Source organism: Chitinophaga oryzae (assembly GCF_012516375.2).
Classification (GTDB): domain Bacteria; phylum Bacteroidota; class Bacteroidia; order Chitinophagales; family Chitinophagaceae; genus Chitinophaga; species Chitinophaga oryzae.
The window spans coordinates 5477320-5501958 of sequence record NZ_CP051204.2 but is presented as its reverse complement, the minus strand read 5'-3'; the positions used below and the strand labels follow the sequence as shown (position 1 = coordinate 5501958).

General features: G+C 52.4%; 17 protein-coding genes. 9 read left to right on the top strand and 8 right to left on the bottom strand.

Annotated features, from left to right (window positions below; translation table 11 throughout):
• The first annotated feature begins 8 nt into the window (after positions 1-8).
• From HF324_RS21870 to HF324_RS21855, 4 genes are read left to right on the top strand one after another with little or no spacing between them, the layout of a single operon-like run.
• A complete protein-coding gene (locus HF324_RS21870) occupies positions 9-1925 on the top strand; it encodes a RagB/SusD family nutrient uptake outer membrane protein (protein ID WP_168860826.1) in 1917 nt (638 codons plus the stop codon).
• Positions 1926-1962: 37 nt separating this feature from the next.
• Positions 1963-3132 (top strand): DUF5000 domain-containing lipoprotein, encoded by a 1170-nt coding sequence (locus HF324_RS21865; protein ID WP_168860825.1) that lies wholly within the window; start codon positions 1963-1965, stop codon positions 3130-3132.
• Positions 3133-3157: 25 nt separating this feature from the next.
• The gene (locus HF324_RS21860; RefSeq protein ID WP_168860824.1) at positions 3158-4360 is read left to right on the top strand and encodes a DUF4998 domain-containing protein; all 1203 of its coding nucleotides are present in this window, start codon (positions 3158-3160) and stop codon (positions 4358-4360) included.
• Positions 4361-4378: 18 nt separating this feature from the next.
• Complete coding sequence (locus HF324_RS21855; RefSeq protein ID WP_258539174.1) at positions 4379-5716, top strand: GH36-type glycosyl hydrolase domain-containing protein; 1338 nt, start codon at positions 4379-4381, stop codon at positions 5714-5716.
• 56 nt (positions 5717-5772) lie between these two features.
• On the opposite strand, the gene HF324_RS21850 is transcribed toward HF324_RS21855, so the two are convergent.
• Positions 5773-7530, bottom strand: coding sequence for a peptide MFS transporter (locus tag HF324_RS21850; protein ID WP_168860823.1), 1758 nt, complete (start codon positions 7528-7530; stop codon positions 5773-5775).
• Positions 7531-7635: 105 nt separating this feature from the next.
• A complete protein-coding gene (locus tag HF324_RS21845) occupies positions 7636-8538 on the bottom strand; it encodes a sugar phosphate isomerase/epimerase family protein (protein WP_168860822.1) in 903 nt (300 codons plus the stop codon).
• Positions 8539-8771: 233 nt separating this feature from the next.
• Between HF324_RS21845 and HF324_RS21840 the strand changes: the two genes are divergently transcribed.
• A complete protein-coding gene (locus HF324_RS21840; protein WP_168860821.1) occupies positions 8772-9662 on the top strand; it encodes a helix-turn-helix domain-containing protein in 891 nt (296 codons plus the stop codon).
• Between the two features lie 209 nt (positions 9663-9871).
• A complete protein-coding gene (locus tag HF324_RS21835) occupies positions 9872-12043 on the top strand; it encodes an outer membrane protein assembly factor BamB family protein (RefSeq protein WP_168804530.1) in 2172 nt (723 codons plus the stop codon).
• Here the strand turns inward: HF324_RS21835 and HF324_RS21830 are convergent.
• Positions 12036-12449, bottom strand: coding sequence for a VOC family protein (locus tag HF324_RS21830; RefSeq protein WP_168860820.1), 414 nt, complete (start codon positions 12447-12449; stop codon positions 12036-12038). The two genes, HF324_RS21835 and HF324_RS21830, sit on opposite strands and share 8 nt — an antisense overlap.
• Positions 12450-12628: 179 nt before the next feature.
• Here HF324_RS21830 and HF324_RS21825 point away from each other — a divergent pair, with 179 nt between their 5' ends.
• Positions 12629-13312: a DUF3592 domain-containing protein gene (locus HF324_RS21825; protein ID WP_168804528.1), complete on the top strand. Its 684-nt coding sequence runs from the start codon at positions 12629-12631 to the stop codon at positions 13310-13312.
• Positions 13313-13338: 26 nt separating this feature from the next.
• On the opposite strand, the gene HF324_RS21820 is transcribed toward HF324_RS21825, so the two are convergent.
• Complete coding sequence (locus HF324_RS21820) at positions 13339-13494, bottom strand: GDP-mannose 4,6-dehydratase (RefSeq protein WP_220100803.1); 156 nt, start codon at positions 13492-13494, stop codon at positions 13339-13341.
• A gap of 144 nt (positions 13495-13638) precedes the next feature.
• Here HF324_RS21820 and HF324_RS21815 point away from each other — a divergent pair, with 144 nt between their 5' ends.
• Together HF324_RS21815 and HF324_RS21810 are read left to right on the top strand one after the other, a co-directional pair.
• On the top strand, positions 13639-14820 hold the full coding sequence (locus tag HF324_RS21815) for a hypothetical protein (protein ID WP_168804527.1): 1182 nt from the start codon (positions 13639-13641) through the stop codon (positions 14818-14820).
• 87 nt (positions 14821-14907) lie between these two features.
• Positions 14908-15651, top strand: coding sequence for a GntR family transcriptional regulator (locus tag HF324_RS21810; protein ID WP_168804526.1), 744 nt, complete (start codon positions 14908-14910; stop codon positions 15649-15651).
• Positions 15652-15705: 54 nt separating this feature from the next.
• Here HF324_RS21810 and HF324_RS21805 read toward each other — a convergent pair whose 3' ends face one another.
• From HF324_RS21805 to HF324_RS21790, 4 genes are all read right to left on the bottom strand, one after another.
• Entirely contained in the window at positions 15706-19020 is a 3315-nt protein-coding gene (locus HF324_RS21805; RefSeq protein ID WP_220101218.1) for a glycoside hydrolase family 38 N-terminal domain-containing protein, read from the bottom strand.
• A 9-nt stretch (positions 19021-19029) separates the two neighbouring features.
• The gene (locus HF324_RS21800; RefSeq protein ID WP_168860819.1) at positions 19030-20427 is read right to left on the bottom strand and encodes a sugar porter family MFS transporter; all 1398 of its coding nucleotides are present in this window, start codon (positions 20425-20427) and stop codon (positions 19030-19032) included.
• A gap of 17 nt (positions 20428-20444) precedes the next feature.
• Positions 20445-23069 (bottom strand): ROK family protein, encoded by a 2625-nt coding sequence (locus HF324_RS21795; RefSeq protein WP_168860818.1) that lies wholly within the window; start codon positions 23067-23069, stop codon positions 20445-20447.
• Between the two features lie 422 nt (positions 23070-23491).
• Complete coding sequence (locus tag HF324_RS21790; protein ID WP_220101217.1) at positions 23492-24595, bottom strand: acyltransferase family protein; 1104 nt, start codon at positions 24593-24595, stop codon at positions 23492-23494.
• Between the last annotated feature and the right edge of the window lie 44 nt (positions 24596-24639).

Genomic DNA, 24639 nt, shown 5'->3' with positions numbered 1-24639 from the left:
CATATGTCATGAAACATTTATCAACCAACAATTTATCATATCTCTCACGCTGGCTGTTATGCCTTGCCTGCTCCACGCTGTTTGCCTGCAATAAATACCTGGATATCGTTCCTGACAACGTACCCACGCTGGACCATGCCTTCTCCAACCGGCTGGAAGCGGAGAAGTATTTATTTACCTGCTACGCTTACCTGCCACAGGATGACCACCCGGATAAAAATCCTGCCTTCAGCGGCGGAGATGAAGCATGGACCTACTGGCCCATGACGGAAGATTTTTTCTTCCTGGACCCGTACAACATCGCGCGGGGAAACCAAAACGTGGCGCAACCCTACATGAACTACTGGGATGGTTATGACGGAGAGTCGCTCTGGCAGGGTATCAGGGCCTGTAACATCTTCCTGGAGAATATCGGTAATGTGCGGGACCTGCAGCCCTATGAAAGAGACAGATGGACCGCGGAAGCCACCTTTTTAAAAGCCTACTTCCACTGGTACCTGTTGAGAATGTACGGCCCCATCCCCATTGCAGATAAAAACCTGCCCATCACCGCCTCTCCGGAAGAAGTAAAAGTACACCGGCAGCCGGTGGATACGGTAGTGAGTTACATCGCCGGGCTGATCGATGCGGTGGCCGGCAGTGAAAACAGCGCCCTTCCTGCAAAAATCACCAACACAACGACTGAGCTGGGCCGTATCACCAGGGCCGCGGCACTGGCCATAAAGGCGCGGGTGCTGGTAACAGCCGCCAGCCCTCTGTTTAATGGCAACAGTGATTTCGCCGGCATGAAAAATAAAAACGGTCAGCCGCTCTTTAATCCACAGTATGACGCCACTAAATGGGAGAAAGCGCGCATCGCCTGTAAACAGGCCATCGATGTGGCGCAGGCGGCCGGCAGTAAACTGTATTACTTCAATCCCACCGTAGGTACGGTGGACCCGGCCACGAAGATTGAAATGAATATCCGCAACGCCGTTTGCGAAAAATGGAACAGCGAACTGATATGGGGACAAACATCCGCAGGTACGCCCACCTACTGGCTGCAGACCTACGCCTGCCCGCAGCTGGACCCGAACGTGTTTAACCTGAACCTGAAAGGAAAACTGGCGCCTCCGCTGAAGATGGCAGAACTTTTTTATACGCGTAACGGCGTTCCCGTGGAAGAAGACAGGACCTGGAATTACGCCGCCCGCTACCAGCTGCGCACAGCTACGGCAAAAGACACGGGTATCCAGGAAGGATACCGCACCATCGGGCTGCATTTTGAAAGAGAGCCCCGGTTCTATGCCGATATGGCCTTTGACGGGTCTACCTGGTTTATGAAAAACGGGAATTACAATATCCAGAGTAAACTGGAACAACATTCGGGGAAAAAACAAAGCCGCCTGTATTCTGTCACAGGCTACTACATCAAAAAAATTGTCAACTGGAACCTCGTGTACAACAACACCTCGCTGGAAGTAGAGGCTTATCCCTGGCCGATAATACGCCTGGGCGACCTTTACCTGCTGTATGCGGAGGCGTCCAACGAAACAGGCAAGCCGGCCGACGCGCTGTTTTATCTCAATCAGCTGCGGGCCAGGGCAGGACTGGCTACTATTGAATATTCGTGGAGCACGTATTCTGCAAAGCCAACGAAATATTCCACGCAGGAAGGATTGCGGGACATCATCCGGCAGGAAAGAACGATTGAAATGGCTTTTGAAGGCAGCCGCTTCTGGGACCTCCGCCGATGGAAAACGGCGCCGCAGGTATTGAACCAGCCTGTCTTCGGTTGGGATATCCTCCAATCAACCTATGAAGACTACAACCGCAGGGTGTTTTTGTACAGTCCCCGCTTCGTGGCGCCCAGGGACTACTTCTGGCCGATCCGCGAGAGCAACCTGCAAATCAATCCCAACCTCGTGCAAAATACCGGTTGGTAACGATCATTTATCAATATATCGATGTAAACAGATGGAGATGAAAAAAAGAATTTATTACCTGCACCTCTTTATCATACTCTTCATGGCCGGCGCCTGTAAGCAGGATGGGAACGGGCCTGTGCTGAAAGACAAGACAGCCCCGGGACCTGTGAGCAACGTAGTGGTACAAAGCCTGCACGGCGCAGCAAAAATAAGTTACGCCGTTCCTGCAGATGCAGACCTGTTATATGTAAAAGCCCTTTACACAGCCCGCAACGGCACGGTCCGTGAAACAAAAGTAAGCCGCTACAACAGGGACCTGACCGTAGCCGGTTTTGGCGATACCAGCGAATATAAAGTCACGGTGTATGCGGTAGATAAAAGCGAAAATGTTTCCGCGCCGGTGACCGTCACCGTCCGTCCGCTGATACCACCTGTATGGATTGTCAGAAAAGGGCTGGCCACCAGCGCCGATTTCGGGGGCATCAACGTAAAATACACCAACCCGGAAGAAGATGACCTGGCGATCGTTGTGCTTTCGGACGATTCACTGGGCAGGTTCTCCCCGGTGGCTACACAGTATACGAACCTCAGGGAAGGCGATTTTTCAACCAGGAATATGCCCGATGTTTCTACAAAATTTGGCGTGTATGTGCGCGACAGATGGGGCAACCTGTCCGACACCCTGCATGTGGTGCTGACGCCGCTGTTTGAACAACGGCTGGACCGCCTCAAGATGAAAGGCCTGGTACTGCCCGGCGATGCGCCAATAGGATATGGCGGTTCTATTGCCGGCCTTTTCGACGGCAGCACCACCGATGGTTTTTATCACTCCTCCGATGCGGCGAGAATGCCCCAATGGTTTACCTATGACATGGGCCAGCGTGCTAAACTGAGCCGCCTGGTATGGCATATGAGACCGGGATTCTATTACTCGCTGCACAATCCCCGCGTAGTGGAAATATGGGGTTCTGACAATCCCAATCCCGATGGCAGCTTCGACGCCAGCTGGACTTTGCTGGCAACGGTGACGCAGATCAAACCTTCCGGCCTGCCGGAAGGACAGCTTTCGCAGGCAGATACCGATGCGGCGCTGGCGGGGCAAACGGTGACCTTCCCTTTAAATACGCCCAAAGTGCGTTATATCCGGTTTAAGACACTGAAGAACTGGTCGAACGGGACCTATGTGAACTTTTACGAGATCGCAATGTGGGGCGACACCAAGTAATACATCCACCTAAAAAAAACAATACATGAAATATACCTGTTTCATCTTCTTATGGCTGCTGGGCATTTCGGTATGGTTAACATCCTGTACCAAAGGAGACGCCTTTAAGAAATATATGGAAGGAGGGGAGATCACCTATCCCGGCCGCGTGGACACCGTGCTGGCGCAACCGGGTTATGGGCGCATACAGTTGCTGCTGGTACCTGGTAACGATCCGCTGGTAACGAAATTCAGGATCTTCTGGAACAGCAATAAGGACTCCGTGGAGGTGCCGGCAAAACAACACAGCGGCAAGGACACATTGCCGGTGCTCATATCCGGCCTGCCTGAAGGCAATTATAATTTTACCGTTTACTCCTACGACAAGGACAACAACAGGTCGGTGATCGTTCATGTCTTCGGAACGGCGTATGGAAAAAGTTATGCGGGTACGCTGGTCAACCGCACGCTGAAGTCGGTCACACAGTCGCCTGACGGCCAGCAGATCTTCCTGAACTGGGGAGAGCCCGCCGCGGGAGAACAGGGGATTGAAGTGACTTATGTCAGCGCCGGCGGAACAACGCAGAAAATAATTGCCCATGCCGGTGACAACCGTACGGTGCTTCCGGATTATGCAGAGCGTTCACCGTTGACCTACCGTTCCATGTATAAACCGGATACGACCGCCTTCGAATTTTTTTACCCGGAGCTGTCGGCAGTCACGCTTCCCGCATTTGAACGGGAACTGTCCAAAGCTGATTTTAAGGTGCTGCCACTGCCCACTGACGTAAAGGACGGTGGCTATGGGTGGCTGATAGATTACCTTTGGGACAACAACTACGACGTGCCCGGTTTTGCCACACAATCGGTCATCCCCTGCTGGTTTACGATAGATGTGGGAACTGCCGCTCCGCTCAGCCGTTTTAAAGTATGGCAGGCAGCCGACAGGTTGTACAACCAGGAGAATGTAAAAACGTTTGAACTATATGGCAGTAACAGCCCTGCGCCGGACGGTAGCTGGAACAGCTGGACCATGATAGGGACGTATGAATCGGTGAAGCCTTCCGGCCTGCCGGTTGGACAGCTGACCGATGATGATATCACTTTCGCCAAAAACGGAGAACCATTTTCAGTGCCTCCGGGAACTACGGCTTTCCGCTATTACCGGTTCAGGCTGTTGACCAATTGGGGCAGCGCTCCTTTTATGACGATGGGAGAATGCACTTTTTATACGCACAGTAAAAAATAAATTCAAAAATAACAGAGGATGAAACGACTATTCGTAGCAACATGTTTGCTCATGGGCACCATGGCGCAGGCACAGACAGAAAAAATGGAACTGTTGTCCTATCCCGGCAGGATATCGGCGACAGTACCGGGCAAAGCCGCGCTGGCCAGGCAGATACTGGCAGACCACCGCCTGGACACCGTGCAGGAAAGAGCATTGAGAATACTGACTGGTTTTAACGCCGGCACCGGGTACGGGGAGATATGGATAAGAGATTTTAATACGTTCATCAACGGTTCCCTGAAAGTACGCAAGCCGGAGGATGTGAAAGAGGCGCTGCTGCTTTTCTTCAAAGTACAGGGAGCAGACGGTAATATACCGGACGGTGTTATCAAGGAAAAGCAGGCCAATATCGGCTATCAATACGCTTACTCCAACCTGGCCCCGGGATGGGCCAGCCATAAGAACACGGTAGAAACGGACCAGGAATCGTCGCTGATACAGGCGGTGAGAAAGTACATTGAAGCTACCGGCGACCGTGCTGTACTCGGTGAGAAGATCGGTGATCAGACAGTGTTCCAGCGTATGGAAGCGGCGCTGGATTTTGTGTTGGCAGAACGGTGGTCCGCTAAATACGGTCTTGTGAAGGGCGCTACTACCATCGACTGGGGCGATGTGCAGCCGGAGAAAGGATGGGGCGTAGCGCTCAACAAAGAAACCAAATGGGCGATCGATATTTACGACAACGCCATGTTCCTGTCTGCCATTGACGATTTTATGGCGCTGAAGCCTGCCGCTGTCAACGTAAAGAAGAACTGGAAAGAAATAGCAAAAGGTATCAGGAAGAATGTCCGTAAACATCTCTGGGATAACGTTGCCGGAAAATACATCCCGCATATCTATCTGGATGGAAGCCCGTTCCCTGAAACATTCGACGAAAACAAGATACTGTATACCGGAGGTACCACCTGCGCTATCCTGGCCGGGCTGCATGATAAAAAAGAAATCCGCCGCATCAACAACCAGTTTCTGGACGCAGCGGAAAAAGAGAAATTCGCTACCATAGGGATGACGGTATATCCTCCCTACCCGGTGGAAGTGTTTCCTAATATGGCGGCCTATGTTTACCAGAATGCCGGAGACTGGACCTGGTTCGGTGGCCGTATGATCCCTGCTTTAATAAATGCCGACATGCCGGCGGAAGCATATGCTGAAATCATTCCCATGCTCGACCGGGTGATTAAAAACAATGGTTTTTACGAATGGTACGATGTTCAGAATGGTAAAGCCTCTGGTTCCGGCGATTTCCGGGGAGAAGCGGGGGTATTGTATGATGCCGTTGCCGCGCTGAAAAAATGGGCGCAACAGGCGAAATAATGTACGCAAAAATGATGTGTAAATACCCTTTAGTGCCCTAACGACTCAGTGCACTTTTATGATAATGCCGTTGTAATCTTACTCTGGCAGTTGGTTTTATCCGGGGCCGCCATCATAGCGGACAACCATTTAGACATCATCAGCAGGACGAGCGCCGCTACGCCGGCCATCACCACAAAAAGCAGGAAGAAGTCGTAGGAGGTCTGTATGTTATACCCCAGGAAACTAACGGTTTCCCCCTTTTCAGGGTATAAAGTACTTAACACGCCCGCGAACTTGTTGGCCGCTGCAGTAGACAAAAACCAGACGGCCATCAGCAGCGACGAGAATTTAAGAGGAGATAGCTTATTGACCAGCGAAAGTCCTATCGGCGACAGGCAAAACTCGCCAAACGCATGCAGTGCGTATGTTACTGTGATCCAGGCGATACTTACTTTAGTGCCGGGTGCTATGTCCCTCACGCCCATGGCGATCCATAAATAGCCCAGTGACAGTAATAACAGCCCTATCGCCATCTTAACCGGCGCGGCCGGTTCGTATTTCCCCAGCCGCGGCCACAGCCAGGCGAAGAATGGGGCGAACAAAACGATGTAGATGGAGCCGAGTGACAGAAAGAGGCTGGGCGGTATCTCTTCCAGCAGCAGCGCGCTTTTATGTTGCAGCAGCAGCCAGGCGTTCACGCCGGCAATCCCTGCCGCGAAGAGCGATAGTAGCGCGTATACGGTGCCGCGCAGCAGGCGGTCTGCCGGTTGCGGCAACTGTCTCCGTGTCTTCCGGAAAAGGCGGTACAGTATATACAGGAGCCCGGCGGACAGCAGCTGCAGGCTCCATACCGGTATCTGCAGATGCAGTTGTCTGTCGGTTTGTTCATCGGTAAAAAAGGTCAGCGAGGCGCCGGTTTGTTCGAACGCCGCCCAGAAAAAGATCACAAAAAACGACACGATAAAAATGACTTTGATCCGCTGTTTTTCCATGTAGGAGAGCGTCCGGTCCCCGAAGATCGTGACGGCAATGAATATGACGGCTGCCAGCATCAGCCAGGAGAGGTAACCGATCACTTTTGCATCGAGGTATAGGAGGCCGATCATCAGCAGGGTGAAGAGTGCCAGTCCGCCTATGATGACGGCCGGCTGCAGCGCTTTCACAGGTGCCTGCTCCGGTGTCAGTCCCAGCACGTTGCCTTCCGGCGATGTCACGTACCGGTGATGGAAAACCACCTGTACAATGACGCTGATGATCATGCTGATGCCTCCCGCCAGAAACGCCCATTTAAAGTCTGCCGGGCTGCCGGTATCGCCTGCCAGTCCGCATATGATCGGCCCGAGCGCTCCGCCGGTATTGATGCCCATGTAGAAAATGGTATAGGCCGTGTCTTTACGTTTGTCGCCGTCGGGATACAGTTGTCCTACCAGGGAGGATATATTCGGTTTAAAGAACCCATTGCCGGCGATCATGCAGCCGAGGCCGCAAAAAAACAATGACAACGAGGCGGAGGCATAGCTATGAAACAGCGAAGCGCTGATAAACAGGATCATTTCTCCTGCCGCCATCACGATGCCGCCGGTGATGATGGAGCGTTTGTTGCCCCAGTAGCGGTCGGCGATGTACCCTCCAAGCAAAGGCGTGAGGTAGATAAGGCCGGTATAGCTGCCGTAGAGATTGGCCGCAAACACTTTGCTGAATAGCAGGGCCTTGGTCATGAACAGGATCAGTACGGCGCGCATGCCGTAGTAGTTGAAGCGCTCCCACATCTCGGTGGCAAACAGGATATAAAGACCTTTGGGATGCGCTGCCGGCCGGGAAGTGTTGGGCATAGTGCTGTTTTATATTTGAAGGAGGTTGCGTCCTCCCTCAAATATGCACTACTTTGCCCGATATAGCTTTGCAATAATTGACGGGATGTGCTTTTATTTTAACCCTTATAGTTTGTTAAAATAGTTGATCGATTGTATCACGTCTTCCAGGTTGTTCTCCATTTTATGTTCACATTCCACATAGATCATTCCGTTGAATCCCTGGCTTTTCAGCTCGTGTACCACGGCGGCGAAATTGATCACGCCGGTACCTACCATTACATCTTCGGCATTTAAGTTGTTGAATGAATCGATGTCTTTGAGGTGGACCCCCAGGATATGTCCCTTTAATTTTTTCAGACAGTCCTCAGGTTTCAGTCCACTTCTTGCCCAATGCCCCAGATCGGCGCAAACGCCGAAGTTCGGATGGCCCTCCAGGGCTGCCAGCACGGAGTCGGGATGCCAATACGCGCTGCTTCCCCGGGCGTGTTCATGGATGGCTATGCGGATGCCGTAAACGCCTGCCAGGCTATCGGCCACGTCCCACTGGTCCTTTGCCGGCTCGCAGGTAAGATACTGCGCGCCCAATGCCTTCGCCATATCGAAATATTTCCTCCACTCCTCCATATTGTGGGCGTCTGCATAAATCGATGCCATGGAAATACCTTTGTCCTCCAGCATCTTTCGCATCCTGGAAATGCCTGCCGGGGACAGGGCAGCCATCGTGGAATCATTAAATGCTTTTCCCAGCATATAAAAGGAAAACCCTTCAACATACCTGACGCCGGCGCTGTCCACTTTATCAAGAGCGGCGGTAAATGAATGCCGGTTGAAGGAGTACAAGGCGATCCCCGTTTCCCATTTGGGAGGAGGGGCGGTGTTTCGACTGCTGGTGGTACTGTCGGTATGGGCGTTTGTAGCCGGAGAGCCGTTGCAGGCCAGCTGGAACAGGGCGCCGCTCAGTAACATAAGAGCGGCCGGGAGGGCGCGGCCTGCGGCTAAAAGCCTGGATTTCAACGAAATTTGCATTGATGATGTTGGTTTTATTCATTGTTAACTACAAGGCCTAAAATAAAAGGAGTCCGGCAGCTAAAATATCGTGTTCTTATCCTTTTTTTTCCCGGAATTACCCCGGTGCAGGACCATAAAATCGGGGAATGCGGAGAAAAAAAATTTAGTATCTTCGGTAACAAGCATCCCCAAACCATTAAGGCGACCTCGGTTTCAATCAAAAAGCCCATTTTTTACCAATATTGTGTAGCATGAGGTTATTAAAAACAGAAATTACTCCCTTAATTAATGATGTGTTGCATATTGACGTGAGAGACCAGGTGTTTTTGTGGTCGCCGTACCATACGCAGCCTTCCTTTCACGCGCATCCCGAGTTAGAACTTGTATTTGTCCTGGAGGGATTTGGAAAGCGGATCATTGGTAATAAGATGGAGCCTTTTGAGGCGGGAGATATGGTTTTCGTTGGTTCGAACGTGCCACATCTGTGGCTGAGCGATCCGGTGTTTTACGAAGAAGGCTCCAGCCTGAGATCAAAGGTGATCGTTACCTATATCCATCCCAAAATCTTTAACCAGGTATTCGATCTGATAAAAGAGTTTGAAGGTATAAGGGAAATGATCCGGCAGTCATCCAAGGGGATCAGGATTTTTGGAGAAACCAGGGAAATCATCGCCGAAAAGCTCCTCTCTCTTTCAGCGGTCGAAGGATTTGAAAAAGTGAACGGACTTTTACAGGTGATGAATTTGATTTCTGTGTCGGATGAAAAGGAGTTTATCGTTAACAATTATGAAACAGATCATTATGATGATTTATATCCCGACAGGCTGGTGGATGTTATTAAATTTCTGAAGGATAACCTGCATGAGCCGATTACCCTGCGCCAGGTAGCTGATATTGCCTGTATGACAGAACAGAGCTTTTGCCGTTTTTTTAAGAAAAGGACGCAAAAGAATTTTACCCGTTTTCTGAGTGACCTGCGGGTCGTTCATGCCTGCCATCTGTTGGTCCGGAGTGATAATGCCATAGAGGAGATAGCCAGCCAATGCGGCTACGGATCGGCCTCCCATTTCTGCAAGGTGTTCAAGGAGTATACCGGGGTCAGTCCTTTCCGGTATAAAACTTCGGCAAACGAACACCGGTGATCATGTTCCCGAATGTTTTCCCAAAGGAGCAACCCCAGGATCAGCGTCTTCATAACCTGGTCCGATTGTTTTGCCAATTGACTTCAACACGAACAGCTGTATGTCAATAATGCTGCATTACAAGTTAATATTTTGATATTTTTATGTTTACCCGGACTTTATTTTCACGTAAAATGTGAATTCTTATAGCTATGCATAAATCGGTAAAATTGACCAACATTATCAGCAATGCTAAACTGTTACAGGCCATTTTTTTCACCGCCCTTTACTGTGCATGTAATTTGAGCAGCGAAAAAAAATATGCCGACTGGAAAGTTACCGGGGGAAGCAAGGGTAATATCCGGTATTCCTCTTTAAATGAAATTGATACCAGTAATGTGGGGCAATTGGAAGTGGCATGGACATACTATTCGGAAAAACAGGATAGCAACCGATATGGCTCCATGCAATGTAACCCGGTTATTGTAGATGATGTGCTGTACGGCGTATCTCCGAAATTGAAGCTGTTTGCCGTAGATGCGGCTACCGGAAAAGAGAAATGGTCATTTGACCCTGCCGATTCGATCGCCAATAAAACCTGGCACCGGAACAGCGTTAACATGAACCGCGGCGTGGCCTACTGGGCTGACGGCGATGATAAAAGAATTATTTATACCGTGGGACCTGTGGCTTTCTGTGTAAATGCACAAACAGGTAAACTGGTGACATCCTTCGGGCGCGATGGGGGAATTGACCTGAGAAACGGGCTGGACAGAGATTCGTCGAAAGTGTTTGTTGCGCCTACATCGCCGGTGATGGTTTACAAAGACCTCTTCTTCCTGAGCGGGCTTGTTGGAGAGGAAACGCCCGGGCATATAAGAGCATTTGATGTAAGAACAGGAAAGCAGCAATGGATTTTTCATACCATACCCTATCCCGGTGAACCGGGGTATGACACCTGGGAAGACCCGGCAGCCTACAAACATATGGGGTCTACCAATAGCTGGTCAGGCTTCAGCCTGGATGAAAAACGAGGGATACTGTTTGCTCCCACAGGCAATCCTTCCAGCGATTTTTATGGAGGGCAGCGAAGAGGAGCGGGATTGTACGGAAATTGTATACTGGCGCTTGATGCAGCTACGGGAAAGTTGCTGTGGCATTTTCAGACAGTGCACCACGATGTTTGGGATATGGACCTCTCTTCCCCACCTGTTTTAGTGACCATCAAAAAAGACGGGAAAGCAATAGATGCCGTGGTGCAATCAACCAAAACAGGGTTGCTCTTTATACTGGACCGGGAAACGGGCAAGCCCGTTTATCCCATAGAAGAAAGACCCGTAGACACCACGACAACACTGATAGCGGAGAAATTGTGGCCAACGCAGCCTTTTCCTGTATTGCCGAAACCTTTTGCCCGGCATACGCTGACAGAAGCGGACCTCAACCAACTGGTGGACGACTCCTCCTACCAGGATGTACTGAAACGTTTCAGAAGTTACCGTGCCGGATCCATTTACACGCCTCCCTCCAAGGAAGGAACAGTCGTGTTTCCCGGGTATGACGGCGGTGGCGAATGGGGCGGGCCGTCTGTAGATCCTGAAACCAATGTACTGTATGTTAATGCCAACGAAATGGCATGGGTATTAAATATTGTTGACAACAACCCTCCAAAGGAACAGCAGAGGACTAAGCTGGAGGCCGGTGCAGCCATCTACAACCAGAATTGTATGGGATGCCATGGGCCCGAACGGCTGGGAGGGGGCGACTATCCGTCTATTGTGGGGGTTGAAAAGAAATATAACTATTCCCGGTTCGTCGAATTACTGTCAACCGGAAGAAGGATGATGCCTGGATTTAATCATCTTGATACTTTGGAGAAAGATGCTTTGGCTGCTTTTATTCTTGATTTGAAACAACTGCAGCCACAGGAGTACAAGGGAAAGAAGGACAAACAGGACGCACCGCCACATTTGCTTTATGGATTTACAGGGTACAATAAATTCCTGACAAAAGAAGGTTATCCGGCTATCAGCCCGCCCTGGGGCACTTTAAACGCTATTGACCTGAATTCCGGCAAGTACCTGTGGAAAATTCCGTTTGGGGAATTTGAGGAACTGACCAAAAAAGGTATTCCGGAAACGGGAAGGGAAAATTATGGAGGCCCGGTTACAACGGCCGGAGGCGTTTTGTTTATCGGGGCTTCGGCGGATGGCTATATGCGGGCATACAATAAAAGGACCGGCGCTTTGCTGTGGAAAACAAAACTTCCCGCCCCGGGCGTTGCTACCCCGGCGGTGTATGCGGTCAACGGGAAACAGTATGTAGTGATTGCCTGCGGAGGTTCCAAATGGGGAGGGAAATCATCTGATGCCTATGTGGCCTTTGCGCTTCCTGCTAAATGAAACGGTGCACATTGTCAGGTTTCGGTTGCAGCAAATCCCACTTATTTCCATACAAGTCTTCAAACACGGCTACTATCCCATAGTCCTCTTCTTTCGGCGGCCGGATAAACCGGATACCTACAGCCAACATGTGGTGGTAATCCCGCCAGAAATCATCGGTATACAGGAAGAGAAACACCCGGCCGCCGGTCTGGTTACCAATACTGGCCAGTTGTTCTTCATTAGCGGCACGGGCCAATAGCAGGCAACAGGCGCTGTCACCGGGAGGCGCTACCAGCACCCAACGTTTTTCATCGCTCAACTGCGTGTCTTCGATCAGGCGGAAATGTAGTTTTTCGGTGTAGAAGCTGATGGCTTCATCATAGTCTTTCACAACTAGTGTAATATGGGCTATTCGTTGTTTCATACTTGCCGTAAATGTACGCTATATCAAATTCGTTGTTGGGTAAATAAGTATTTATTATTGTATGTTTGCCCGCAGCGATAATAAAAGTACCTATGGGCATTGTTTTGTTACAAATAACCGGCTATGGTTGGACCGGCATTGCAATTATAATTTTATCCGTTCTTATAGCGGTAAAGATATTGAAGCGGAGCAACCGGCAGGGCCGGCCAGGGTGCCTGGGCATTGGGTATGTGTCATTGGTGGTATTCTGCCTGCTTACCTTCACTGTTAGCCTCGGGGGCGTGTTAGGCGGGTTTATATATAAAGCGGTGACGTTGCCCCGTTATCAGGCCAGGGTGGTGAGCTACACCAGCTTTGAAAGTAAAGACAGCAAGAACAGGCACAGGATCATGTACCGCGCCACCGTTACCTTTAATACGGCCGATGGCACGCCGGTAACCATGGAGTCCGATGTGGCGTCTTCGGGTAAACCTGAAGTAGGCGAGATCATCACTGTTGGATATAAACCGGACATGGAGCGGGTGGAAGAGCTTTCCTGGAGCAAGTTCCTGCTGATGGGCGGAGCTTCCGTGATGTTGCTGATAATAGGATACTTTGCTGTGGGCGGTGTTTTGTATGCGATGGGATACAAGATGAAGCGGTACATGGGATTTGGAATGAACTTGTTGTTGTACTTCATTTTCCCGCTGGCTATGCTGTTCCTGTTCTGTGGGATGGGATATGCCCTTGTCCTTTATTTCATGGGGCTTAAGCCCGATATGCCCATCTGGGCGGTGGCGATATGCCTGTTCTTTTGCCTTGTACTGGCAGCCGCTTTCTTCGGGTATGCACGCTTGCTGATGGAAAGACGCAGTCGTCCTTAACACGATAAGAAAAGCCTACTGTCAGCCTAAGCAGATGGTGGGCTTGTGTTTGTACCTATAATAAATTCCCCTGTATCCCGCAGGGTGCCTGTCACCTCATAGCCCTTCTCCAGTAACCGGATGATGGTATGTGAGCCCAGGAAACCGGTAGCGCCGGTCAATAAAACGCGTTTGCTGTTCATGATCTTTTGACACAAAATTCCTCTTGTCCGGCCGGCTGACAATTACCATTGGGTAAGAAATGCCGGTTGGCAGTCTTCCGCCTCCATGGAGATTTTACCGCCGGTAAATCGGATATACTTGCTTATATTTATAAGTAGAAACCCATGTCTTTACTCCTTATGGCAAATGCAGATAATAATACGGCGCTGCTGCAGGCTTTAAAAGATTACACTGCCTCGGTTGACTGGGCGGCGGAAGAAGATCATTTTGGTACCTGTGAATATATCGGAGATGCATTTCAGGCCCTGGCAGCAGGGGCTTCAAAGGATGAAGAAAGGAAGTTGCTGGGCGAACTGCTGAGCAGGACCTATCACCAGGGCGATGTGCTGCCGGTGATGGTAAAACTGATCTATCCGTTGCTGGTATTATGCAAAACCGGTAAGCTGTATGACCGTGCAGCGGTGATGGCCTTTATGACCGATATAGCAGAAAAGCACTTATATCTCCGCTATCGGCTGTTGGGGCTAAAACCTATGAGACTGGCTTTTACCGGCGACGTATATACGACCACCGTAGCAGCAGATGCCGGCATCAACAAACGGAAAGCTTACTACGACGAAACCAGGAGACATACCAGCCTTATTCAGGAAGTTATTGCCGATGAAGATCCTGTTGTGAGCACACTGGCAGTAAAGCTGTATTTGCTGACATTGTATGTGGAATCACCCGGAACAGCCGTTGAGAAGATGACTGCTATCAGGGAACTGATAGCCGCCAGGAACGAAGCCGCGCAGGAAAATCTGTTGATCGGTGCGGCGATCGTTCTACAGCAGCGGGTAGAGCAGCTGCCGGAAAGCCTGATCGCAAGCGTAACCCCGGGCCCTTATCTGAGCGTCGCACGTTTGTTTAATACGCCCACTACGGAGGATGTGGCGGAAGGGCACATCCTGTTGCAATCACATGAATGGAAGTACGACATGCATCCCTGGGCAGATGGTTATATCGCCGCTATCGCCTGTGCGGGGATTCTCTCTCATACAAAGGGTGGTAAAGAAGAGATCGATGCGGTCCTGCAGGCGGTCCGGTTTCAAAGAAATCACAGTAAAAAACATCCTGCAGAAGGAGCGCAATGGTTGCCACATGAGATCATGGCGGAATACCTGATGGTCCGCTTCTTCGCGGAGCATTGGGCAAGCCCGGTGAAAGTACCATGGGCTTCCCTGAATGATACGCAGCAATATATCTTCCGGGAGCTGTCCTGCGAAACAGGAATATTCACTTATCTGCATAGCTATATGGGACTGCCTGCAGCAAAAGAAGCACTGAAAGAATGGCTGCCGCAGTAAACGGGCTCCCTCCAAATGTTACGTCCCGCCAGCTTTTCAGCATAAAAATTTTTCCCCGTCGCAAAAAATCGATATGTTCGTACATATATGACGAAGATACCTTTATTGGACCACGATAGTAAAATCCCCCTGCATCAGCAGGCGGAGGAGCTATTACGGAAGCTGATCCGGGAGGATTTTTTCCGGGAGGGAGACATTTTTCCAAAAGAAACAGACCTGGCCAAACGCTGGAGCATTTCCCGCAACACGTTAAGGATGGCCATCGCCAACCTGGTGAAAGACGGCCTGCTGGAGCGAAAGAAGCGGTATGGCACGGTGGTGAAAAAGAAAAAGATCACCACCAACCTGGACAACTGGTACAGCTTCACCCATGAAATGGAGGACAAGGGCATCCCGTTCAAAACCCTGAAGAACAAGGTATCGGTGGCGAAAGCAGGGGAGGAAGTGGCGAAGATGCTGCAGACAGAGCCGGAGCAACCGGTGGTATGCCTGGAGCGTATCCGGAGCACTGAGAAAAGCCCGATGGTGTATTTCGAATCTTTTTTCCATCCCAGGATAGGGCTTACCGGCAAAGAGAATTTCGACCGGCCGCTGTATGAGATGCTGGACGCGGACTTTCACGTGGTGCCGGTATATTCCCAGGAAGAAATCAAAGCTATTGGCGCCGATGAAAAGATCGCCGGCCTGCTGAAAGTCAAAAAGGGATCGCCGGTGCTGGAAAGGCGCAGAATAGTGCTGGACGCCAGCCGGAAGCCGCTGGAGTTTAACATCTGCTGGTACAGGAGCGATTGTTTTACCTATAGTATCGAACTAAAACGACCTCACTTATAGATAAAAAAATGCCGGATGATTTTTCATCCGGCATTTTCATTTATAACCTGTTGCTTATGGAATAAGCAGGTACTCCTCTACGCCCATAGAGGGCAGGGTAAAGGTTGCCTTTGCGTCTTTCGTTTCTCCGTTTCTTACCACGGTAATGCGTGCAGGCTTCAGCGTGCCCCATTCAAACCCGGTGCTTTGGCTTGTTTTACCGGGATTAAAGAGCCGCACCAGGTACTGGCCATTTTCCTGTGGTACCACGGCGGTAGCCACTACGGCGGCGTTGGTCGGCCGGAAAAGCCCCGCCGGTAAAGCAGCGCCTTTCTTCATAGGAAAACTCAGGAGCGGTTGTGTAAAGTCCGCTGCTGCTGTTTCCAGCGCTGCGCCGTCGGCAGCGCCATGCGGCTGTAAGGCATAGTGATAGCTGCTGCTGCCGTCCTGGTCTGCCTTATAGTTAGTGTGCCAGTAGTTATTCATGACATAGGAGAACCAACGGCTGGTGGGTTGCCCTTTCGTTCTCCACGCTTTATGGCTTTGCGCAATCTGAAGGCGCTCGTTGATCATGCTGTCCGGCTCTACCATCGGCGTTTCCAGCAGCATCCACTGTACGCCGTTGGCGGTGTTGGAGATATCCATCCACCGGCGGCCGAAGAGAAAATCCATATTGGACCCCGGCAGCTGATCTTTCAGGTATTGCAGCGTGCCGTAGCCCGCGTCCAGCGTCACCTGTCCGGAGGGCACTTCAAACGGGAACCCGAAATGCAGCGCTTCTTTTTGCCTGACAGGCTTTTTGTCAACCGTGTTCTCAATCAATACCATGTTGCTGTTGGCATAAAGCGTAAGCCTTTTCTCCAGGGCATTGGCGCCAGGCGCCTGCGCCCGAAGCGCGATGGTGGTCACTACCGGACCGCTTTCCAATACCTGCGCCTGTACGGGCTGATTGGTCTCTGCATCGGCGGGGTTCTGGCCTGGCACGTACCAGTAGCTGTTCAGTCCCTGTCCGCGGAAAGTACCGGCGTAGTTGTGACCGTCTTGCGCGGAGAGTTGGGTGATGCTGCCGTTATTGTCCCAGGTAACGCTGATGTTGCCATTGGAGAGTGCGTTGCCGCTTTGTTTAAAGCTGGCGGTGGCCTTAACGACTTCGTCCGTGACGGTATATACCGCGGTGCCAAAGGCCGGCACCTCCCTGGCGAGGAATACGAAGCTGCCGTCGGAAAGGCGCTGCAGCGGGTATTTCCGGCCGCGGGCGTCCTTCACGGACTTGCCGGCGATGCTTATTTTTACCGGTCCGCTGCGGGGCCAGGATAGCGTATTAACGACGGCAATGCTGCGCGATTTTTCGTCTGTCAACGGCTGGAACAGCTGTCCGCTGAGGGTCTGGATGATACTATCGGCATCCAGCATGAACTGCTTTTTGATGCGCCACTGCGCTGTCACAAACGATACGTCCGGCTGCGAGATGCTGTTATGCGCTCCCCAGGTATGCTCATGGAACATAAGGATGTTGGTCCACGCATTGTAAAACTGCTGCGCGTTAAACCGTCCCGGCGCCAGCATAGCATAGGCATTGGTGAGTTGAGACAACCGGAGACTGTTGACACGGTTTTGGCCTTCTTCTTTGGCGGTAGAACCGGCGCCGTCTTCCCAGTAAGGGGTGATGTCCCCTTTCACGACGGGCAGGTCTTTTCCATATTTCTGTTCAAAAGTTTCAAACAGTTTATCGGTGGTGTTGAGTACAATTTTGGGAGATGCATACTTTTCATTCCACTGCTTAACGAAACGGGAGACAGCGGTGTCTATCGGCCCGTTATCGGCTACCACGTTGTACCTCCACTGAACGATGTCATAAGGGTAGTGTTTTTCGTCCAGCTCGTTCAGGTAACCCGCTATTTTCTGTGGTCCTCTTTCAAAGACAGCGCCGGGGGCGGTGCCATGCCAGGAGGAGTATCCTTTGCCGCCTGTCCAGAACAGTATTTTCTCCTGTCCGGAAGGAGATTCCCACCATACGGGCTTATCGCCCCAGCTGCGCACAAAATGGCCTACGCGGTCACCGAGGTAAGGATGACTTTCGCCCAGGTAATTAGGCCCGCTGGAGAAGTATTTAACGCCGCCTTTGGCCAGTGCTGTCACCGTGCTCCAGGTATACCCCGGCACGTCGGAGATCATGGCGCTGGGGATGCGGAGACCGTAAGTCTTCTGCAGCTGCGCGGCGAAGTCGGTGTAATGGAACGTTTCTTCCGGCAGGGTAAGGCCCGTGAGGATATTGGCGTACAGGGCAGAGAGGCAGATGTTGCCGTCTTTCACGGCCTGTATGAATGCAGCTTTTCTCTCCGGTGTGGCCTGTTGCAGGAAGTGTTCCACCGCCCACAGGGATTCGATGTTCCATTTGAACTTCGCTTCTTCGGGATAGTCGCGGGTAGCGGCGATCATGTCCAGCGCGTCGTTGATATTGCGGAGGTGTATTTTTAGTACTTCCGGCTGCAGGTGTGAGTAACCGATGTCGGTATGGGAGTGATGGATGAAATGCAGTTCCCGGTAGGTGACCGGTGTAAGGGTGATAACCCGCTCCGTCACTACTTTGCCGGCATCGCTAACGACTACATGAATACTGTCGGGCTGTTTCACGGCATTGACGGGGATGTCGAAAGTGTTGACGCCGTCTTCTACCGGGAAGGAATATACTTTTTTGCCGTCTACCGTTACCTTGAAAGTACGGAGCGTGCCAAAATGCAGCGCCGTCAGTGTTACAGGCTGCTGCCCGTTTTTCAGGATAAAGGGTTGGGGGAGGATGTCCACTTTTTCCTGGAAGGAAAATTTAAAGGTCATGAACCAGTCGTTGCTCTGCTGTGCGTGACCTATGATTTTCAGGCGGACCGGCTTGCCCGGTGTTACGCGGCTGAGGGGCAGCCGCAGGAACATCAGTCCGTGCGCGTCGTTGGCGCCGTCTTTCCGGAGTTGCTGGAAGACGAGGCGGCTGCTGTCGGGCGCGGCGAACGTCCAGTCCGGCGTTTGGTTACCGCGTTTAGTGGTGAACGTCAGCAGTTTTACATCATCCACATATAAATCGAAGTGACGGTCGCCGCTGTTGGTGGCGGAAGAGTGGCCGGCTACCCAGCTGAAATAAACATAAGGTCCTTTGACGCGTGCGGGCACGGCAGCGGTTTGCCAGGCGATCGTTTTATGACCGTCGGTTGCGCGTGTGAGCAGCGCGGTAGTAGCGTAGTCTGGAAATGCGGAGTAGTAGCGGATGTTCTCGCCTTCCGTTTCATGGTCGTAACCGTTGATCCAGTCTACCTTACCGAGATAGGGGACCGTTTTCTGGGCGGTCCCGTTCAGGGCGCAGGCTATTAAAGCAGTGATACAACAGAATATTCTCATCATAACAGGTGATTAATGGTGGATGATCGTTTTTTCTTTCATGGTGATGTTTTCCAGCGACTGACCCTTGGTTTCGAACAGGTATTTTTTCGCATAGAAAAAAGAGAAAAGGCAACAGCCGGCAAACAGGAAGAAGGTGGTGGCGATGCCCATGCCTTCCCGCATGATGGGGAAGAGCAGGTTCAACAGCCAGTCAGACACCCACATTACGAGGATGCAGACAGACAGCGCCAGTCCTCTTACCGGTGTCGGAAATATCTCCGTGGCGATGACAAACTTCAATGGTCCCAGTGAAAAAGCGAAGAACAGCAGGAAAAAAGTGATCGGTATCAGTAACGGCCATCCGTTGATCTGCAACAGGAAAAATATGCCCGTGAGCGTTAGTGCGGCGGCAGCGCAGATGGAGCCGGCAAGATACAGCGGGCGGCGTCCCAGGCTGTCCACTTTCCAGATGGCCACAAACGTGAAGAGCATATTGGCGGCGCCCAGCATCACCTGGTACAGCAGCGTATCGTTGGCCACTACGCCGGAAGAACGCAGAATGGTAGGACCGTAGTAGATCACCGCATTGATGCCGCTGAACTGTGAGAAGGCTGTCAATACGCAGGCCATCACGAGCAGATGCCGCAGCGGCGGTTGCAGCAGCGCGCGCAGCCCGCCCTTGGAGGCGTCCGCGGATACAGCCAGGATCGCCTGCAGTTCTGCAGCGGCTTCTTTTTTGTCAGGATTGATTTTTTCCAGGATATGCAGCGCTTCCGTTTGCCGGCCGAAGCGGGCCAGCCACCGGGGGCTTTCCGGAACGATGGCCAGCAGCGCGAAGAAAGCGACGGCAGGGATGACGCCCACGAGGAACATGCCACGCCAGTATTCTGTTACAAACAGCCAGTGCAGCCATCCGCCGGAAGTATCGCCGGCAGCTGCCGCATAACGTTGAATGGCCAGGTTGGAGCAGTAAGCTACAAGGATGCCGATGGTGATGGCCAGCTGGTAGAAAGTGACCAGCCGTCCCCGCCGCGAAGCCGGCGCCAGCTCCGAGATGTAAAGGGGGGATATATTGGAGGCCACCCCTACGCCCATGCCTGCCAGCAGCCTGAAAAATATCAGGAGCGACCAGGTGGTGGAGACGGCAAATCCGACGGCGCTGACCAGGAAGAGGAAGGCGGCCAGGGCCAGCACTTTTTTACGGCCGATACGGTCGCTCAGGGTGCCGGAAAAAGCTACGCCTGCGATACATCCCAGCAGGGCACAGGAAACGAACCAGCCCTCCTGCGATGCGGTGAGCTGGAACTGTGTTTTTACGGGAAGAATGATACCGCTGACAACGGCTACATCGAAGCCAAAAAGCAGGCCTCCCAATGCAGCGATCAGGGTGACGGTGGTGATGAACAGGCGTGTGTTACTGTTTCCCATGACGTGAAATATTTAAATCAGCAATAGTTGTCTTTTACATAGGCTACCACCAGCATGGCTTTGCCTTCGCCGGTATAACGGCAGGCGTAATGACCAGCCCCTGCGGGGATGACGAACGTTTCGGCATACTGAAAACGTTGTGTGCCGCCACCGGCGGTAACGTCCAGCTGACGGCCTTCTACCAGCATACAGATATGACACTGCCCGTTGGTGGGTATGTTCACTTCACCGGAGAACTCATAACGGTCCACGGTGTAGAAGTGTTCGGCATGCGTGGGCAGCTGCCATTTTTTTCCGGAGGGCCATTCTTCCTGCAGTTGCGGCTTTGAGATCAGCGTGTCAGGTACGGTTTTACCTTTCCGGTCGAAGTACAGGTTGTCAAAAGCCCTGTCCAGGTGGATGGGCCGCGGACGGCCATTGAGGTCTGTGCGCAGCCAGTCGTACATTTTAAATGTAAAGATGTAGGGCGTGCTGCTGATCTCCAGCACCATATTGTTTTTACCGGAAGCGTGTATGGTACCGTTGGGTATCAGGTACAGTTCATGTTTCTTGGCGGTGAACTGCTGCACATATTTTTCCACGGGTAGCGGTACGTTATCGCTGATAGCTGCTTCCAGCGCTTCTCTGAAAGCGGCCGGCTGTATGTCTTCCCGGAAGCCGAGGTACACCTGTGCGTCCGGCTTACAGTCGAGGATATAATAGGTTTCGTCCTGCGTAAAATCTTCTCCGAAATGTTGCAGGGTATAGGCTGGCCGCGGATGGCACTGGATGGACAGATTGCCGCCGTCGAACGTGTCGAGGAAATCGAAACGGATAGGGAAGCTGGTACCGAAGCGCTGTGCGGCTTTGCCAAGCAGCTGGCGGTTGTTGTGGAAGGCCAGCATATCGAAGGATACCTCCAGCAGGCGGCCGTTGCCTTCCAGCACAATACCGTTTTCCGGTGTGATAAGTTCGAAGGACCAGGCATAGTTCACTTCGTCGGTGTTCAGGCCGGGGAGATGTTTTTTCATCCAGTCGCCGCCCCATACGCCGGCTTCAAACCACGGCCGGGCGCGGAAAGGCTGACGGAGCATCACGTCGAGGGCTGCACGCAGCTGAGCGCCGGGCATCCAGGTGATGGTATCGGGACGCTGACCATCGATGATCACATCGATATGCGGCAGTAAAGATTGTTTGTGTTTATTTAAAACGGGCCAGTCGGCAAAGTAGCAGCGTTTATACGCATACGTAGGCGTGCCGATGTTGGTGATGCTGCCGGCCCGCAGGCGGTACTGGATCTCGTTTTTAGGGATGTCTATATACAGTGTTCTGCCTTTGATGGCGGTGAGCGCCGCGCCGGTGCCATAGATGATATGCAGGCCGGGCGCATCGTCCGGGTGGATAGAAAATAATTTCTCCGGATCGAAGAAGTCGGCCAGGCTGCCCTCGTACCGTTTGCCGAATACGGCGTCCGGTGTGCCGGAATAGGCTTCCAGCATGGCCGTAATAGCAGCAGGCGTTTGCAGGCATACGCCGGTATGGTACCAGTATACGGGGCGGTTATATGCCCGCAGCGCCTGGTGAAGGGCAGCCCTGAACGGTTCCCACAGCACGCCGTCGTAACCGTCTATGATGAGATAGCTGTCATCTTTAACAGCGGCTGCCAGGGAGGCGTAACCTTCTTCCACCGGATGACCGGTATGAAAGGAGGGAAAGACGGTATATGCGGCTTCGCCGGTATTATCAGCTGTCACGGGCAGTAGTGGCTGGGTGGTGCGGCGTACAGCGGTGTTGTCCGCCTGATGTGGCGTCATGGCCGCGCCGGTGAGGATACAGTGTTCTGTTTCCTGGCACCAGGTGATTTTTACCGGGAGGCCATGCAGCTGTTCTTCCAGCGGAGCGGAAAACAACGTATAAGCGCGGGCGATATTGCCGCCGATCACGAGTGCCGTACAGCCGTATTGAGAAAGCCAGGGCCGCAGGAAAGCGCCCAGGTTTCGGCCGAAGGCCTGAAATACCGGCCGGGCAATGGTTTCATGTTCTTCAGCCATGGCTTTAACGGAGGAGGCCACCACACCGGTCTGCTGCCGGAAGGCTTCCAGCAGCCAGCGGGTAGAGAAGTAATCGTCTGCTATGCCGTCCTGGAAGGGGCAGTCAAAAAACGCCGCGGAAGGCAGTCCTTCAGGTGCCGCTGCCAGCGCCCCGTTTTCCAGGAAGGCAGAGCCGAAGCCGGTGCCCAGCGTCAGCAACACGGTTTTAGGGCCGTCGAGCCCCAGTACCTGCCGTGCACCCATCGCAAAAGCATGAGCGTCATTACAAAAGTGCATGGGCAGGTCTTCTGTGCAGGATGCATCCTGTAAGGCCTGCCGGACATGAAGGCCGAACAGGCGGCCGAATTTACCCCCTACTTTGGTGATGGCGCTGATGCCGTTCTGATAGTCAAACGGGCCGGGCATGGCTATGCCGATGCCGTCGATCGTCGTGTCTTTCAATGCCGTGATGCAGCCGGCAATAACGGAAATGATCTCCGCCGCGCTGCTGTCTGCCTGTAAAGGCTTTGTCATAACGTTGCCCGGTGCTGATCCGGTGTTGTTCGTGTCTACTATACAGGCAGATACATGACTGCCGCCAATGTCTATCGCTATTTTTTTCCCGGTTCCCATTATTTTTTAATGTTCATATGTTCAAACATAATAAAAGTTTTTGGAGTAGCCCAATTAATTTGGGGGAACAGCAAAAACTGAAAATGGAAGGACTTGCGGGCTCCTCATCTGCAGGCCGGACATGGATAGACCTGCCACCTGCTTTCCGGGTGCGGTATAAGGGCGGGTTTTACCACTGTTCTCCTGGTGCGACGGGTGGCATACCAGCACGCACCCTGAACAGGTTCACAGAAGGAATAGAAAAGGCAAAAAGCGAAGCACAAAAAGTTATACCGGAACGGCTTAGGGTCACGAGGTCAGAAATGTTACGGAAGCCTCCCTGAATACCCGGGAAAGAAGTGGCAGGATGTATCGCCTGATACATCCTGATGGCAGTGACAGGTCACCGAAGGAGGTGTATGATGTGTTGCTGCCGCGAGCGTTCAACGTTTTTTCCAAACGCGGTTCAGATAATTCCTCACCGGCTGGTCGTACGCCACCAGCGCCACCCATCCCAGCAGTACCAGGGCGGTAACTCCCGCCGGGACCACTACCGCCAGGCGGGACATATTCGGTTTGTATATTTCCAGGTAATGTGCGAAGATCCAGATAAACCCGTAGTGGGTCATATATAATGGATACGACACCTGGCCGGAAAACCGGCAGGGCTTTTCCAGCCAGGGTACGAGGCGGGCGCCGGCGCCCAGCGCCACCAGCGCCGGGAAGTAAAACACGACGATGGCCATTTCCACCAGCCAGTTCTGTCCATAGAAAGGCATGAACAGCGCCAGCAGCAGTAACAGCGCCACACCGGGGAAACCCAGGCGGTTGGGGATGATCAGCCGGAAGCGGTAAACCAGCATGCCGGCGGTGAAAGAATAAAATAGCCGGGCGCCGCCATGCCAGAAGTTATCCTTGCTCCAGCCGCCCATGAGGTTACCGGTACGGTAAGCCACCACGCCCAATATCACCGCCGCTACCGCTGCCAGTACCAGCAACAGGTTGCGGCGCAGGCGCCATAATACCAGCGCATAAAAAATATTGGCGATATACTCCCAGAACAGGGACCAGGCGGGCGCATTCAGGCAGAAGAGATTAAAGTAGCGTTCCGATATAACAGGAAACGGAATGAGCAGGAGGGTGGTGATAAACAGCAAAGCGGTCTTACCGAAGCCACAACCGGCAGGTGGCCCTGCCAGCGGATCAAAAAGATAGGTGAGCAGTCCCAGCACGGCGCCCAGCGCCACCAGCGGATGCAGCCGTATCAGCCTCGCCCGGAAAAAATCCTGCAGCCGCAGCTGCGGCATGCGGTCGTCGTAAGCATAGGCTATCACAAAGCCCGACAGGCAGAAGAAAAAATCCACTGCCAGGAAGCCATGCCCTGCAAAGTTTTTATTGTAATCGGTAAATACCACTTCCATAAAGTGGAAAAACACTACGACGATGGCGGCTACGCCCCGCAGTCCGTCCAGTATCGCAAAATGTTGTTTGCCGGCGGACGCCTGCAGCCGCTGCGCCGCTCCCGTTGTCATTGTTCCTGTTTCCATATCTGTCTGCGCAAGATAACACGGAGGTGGCGTAACTGCAAACC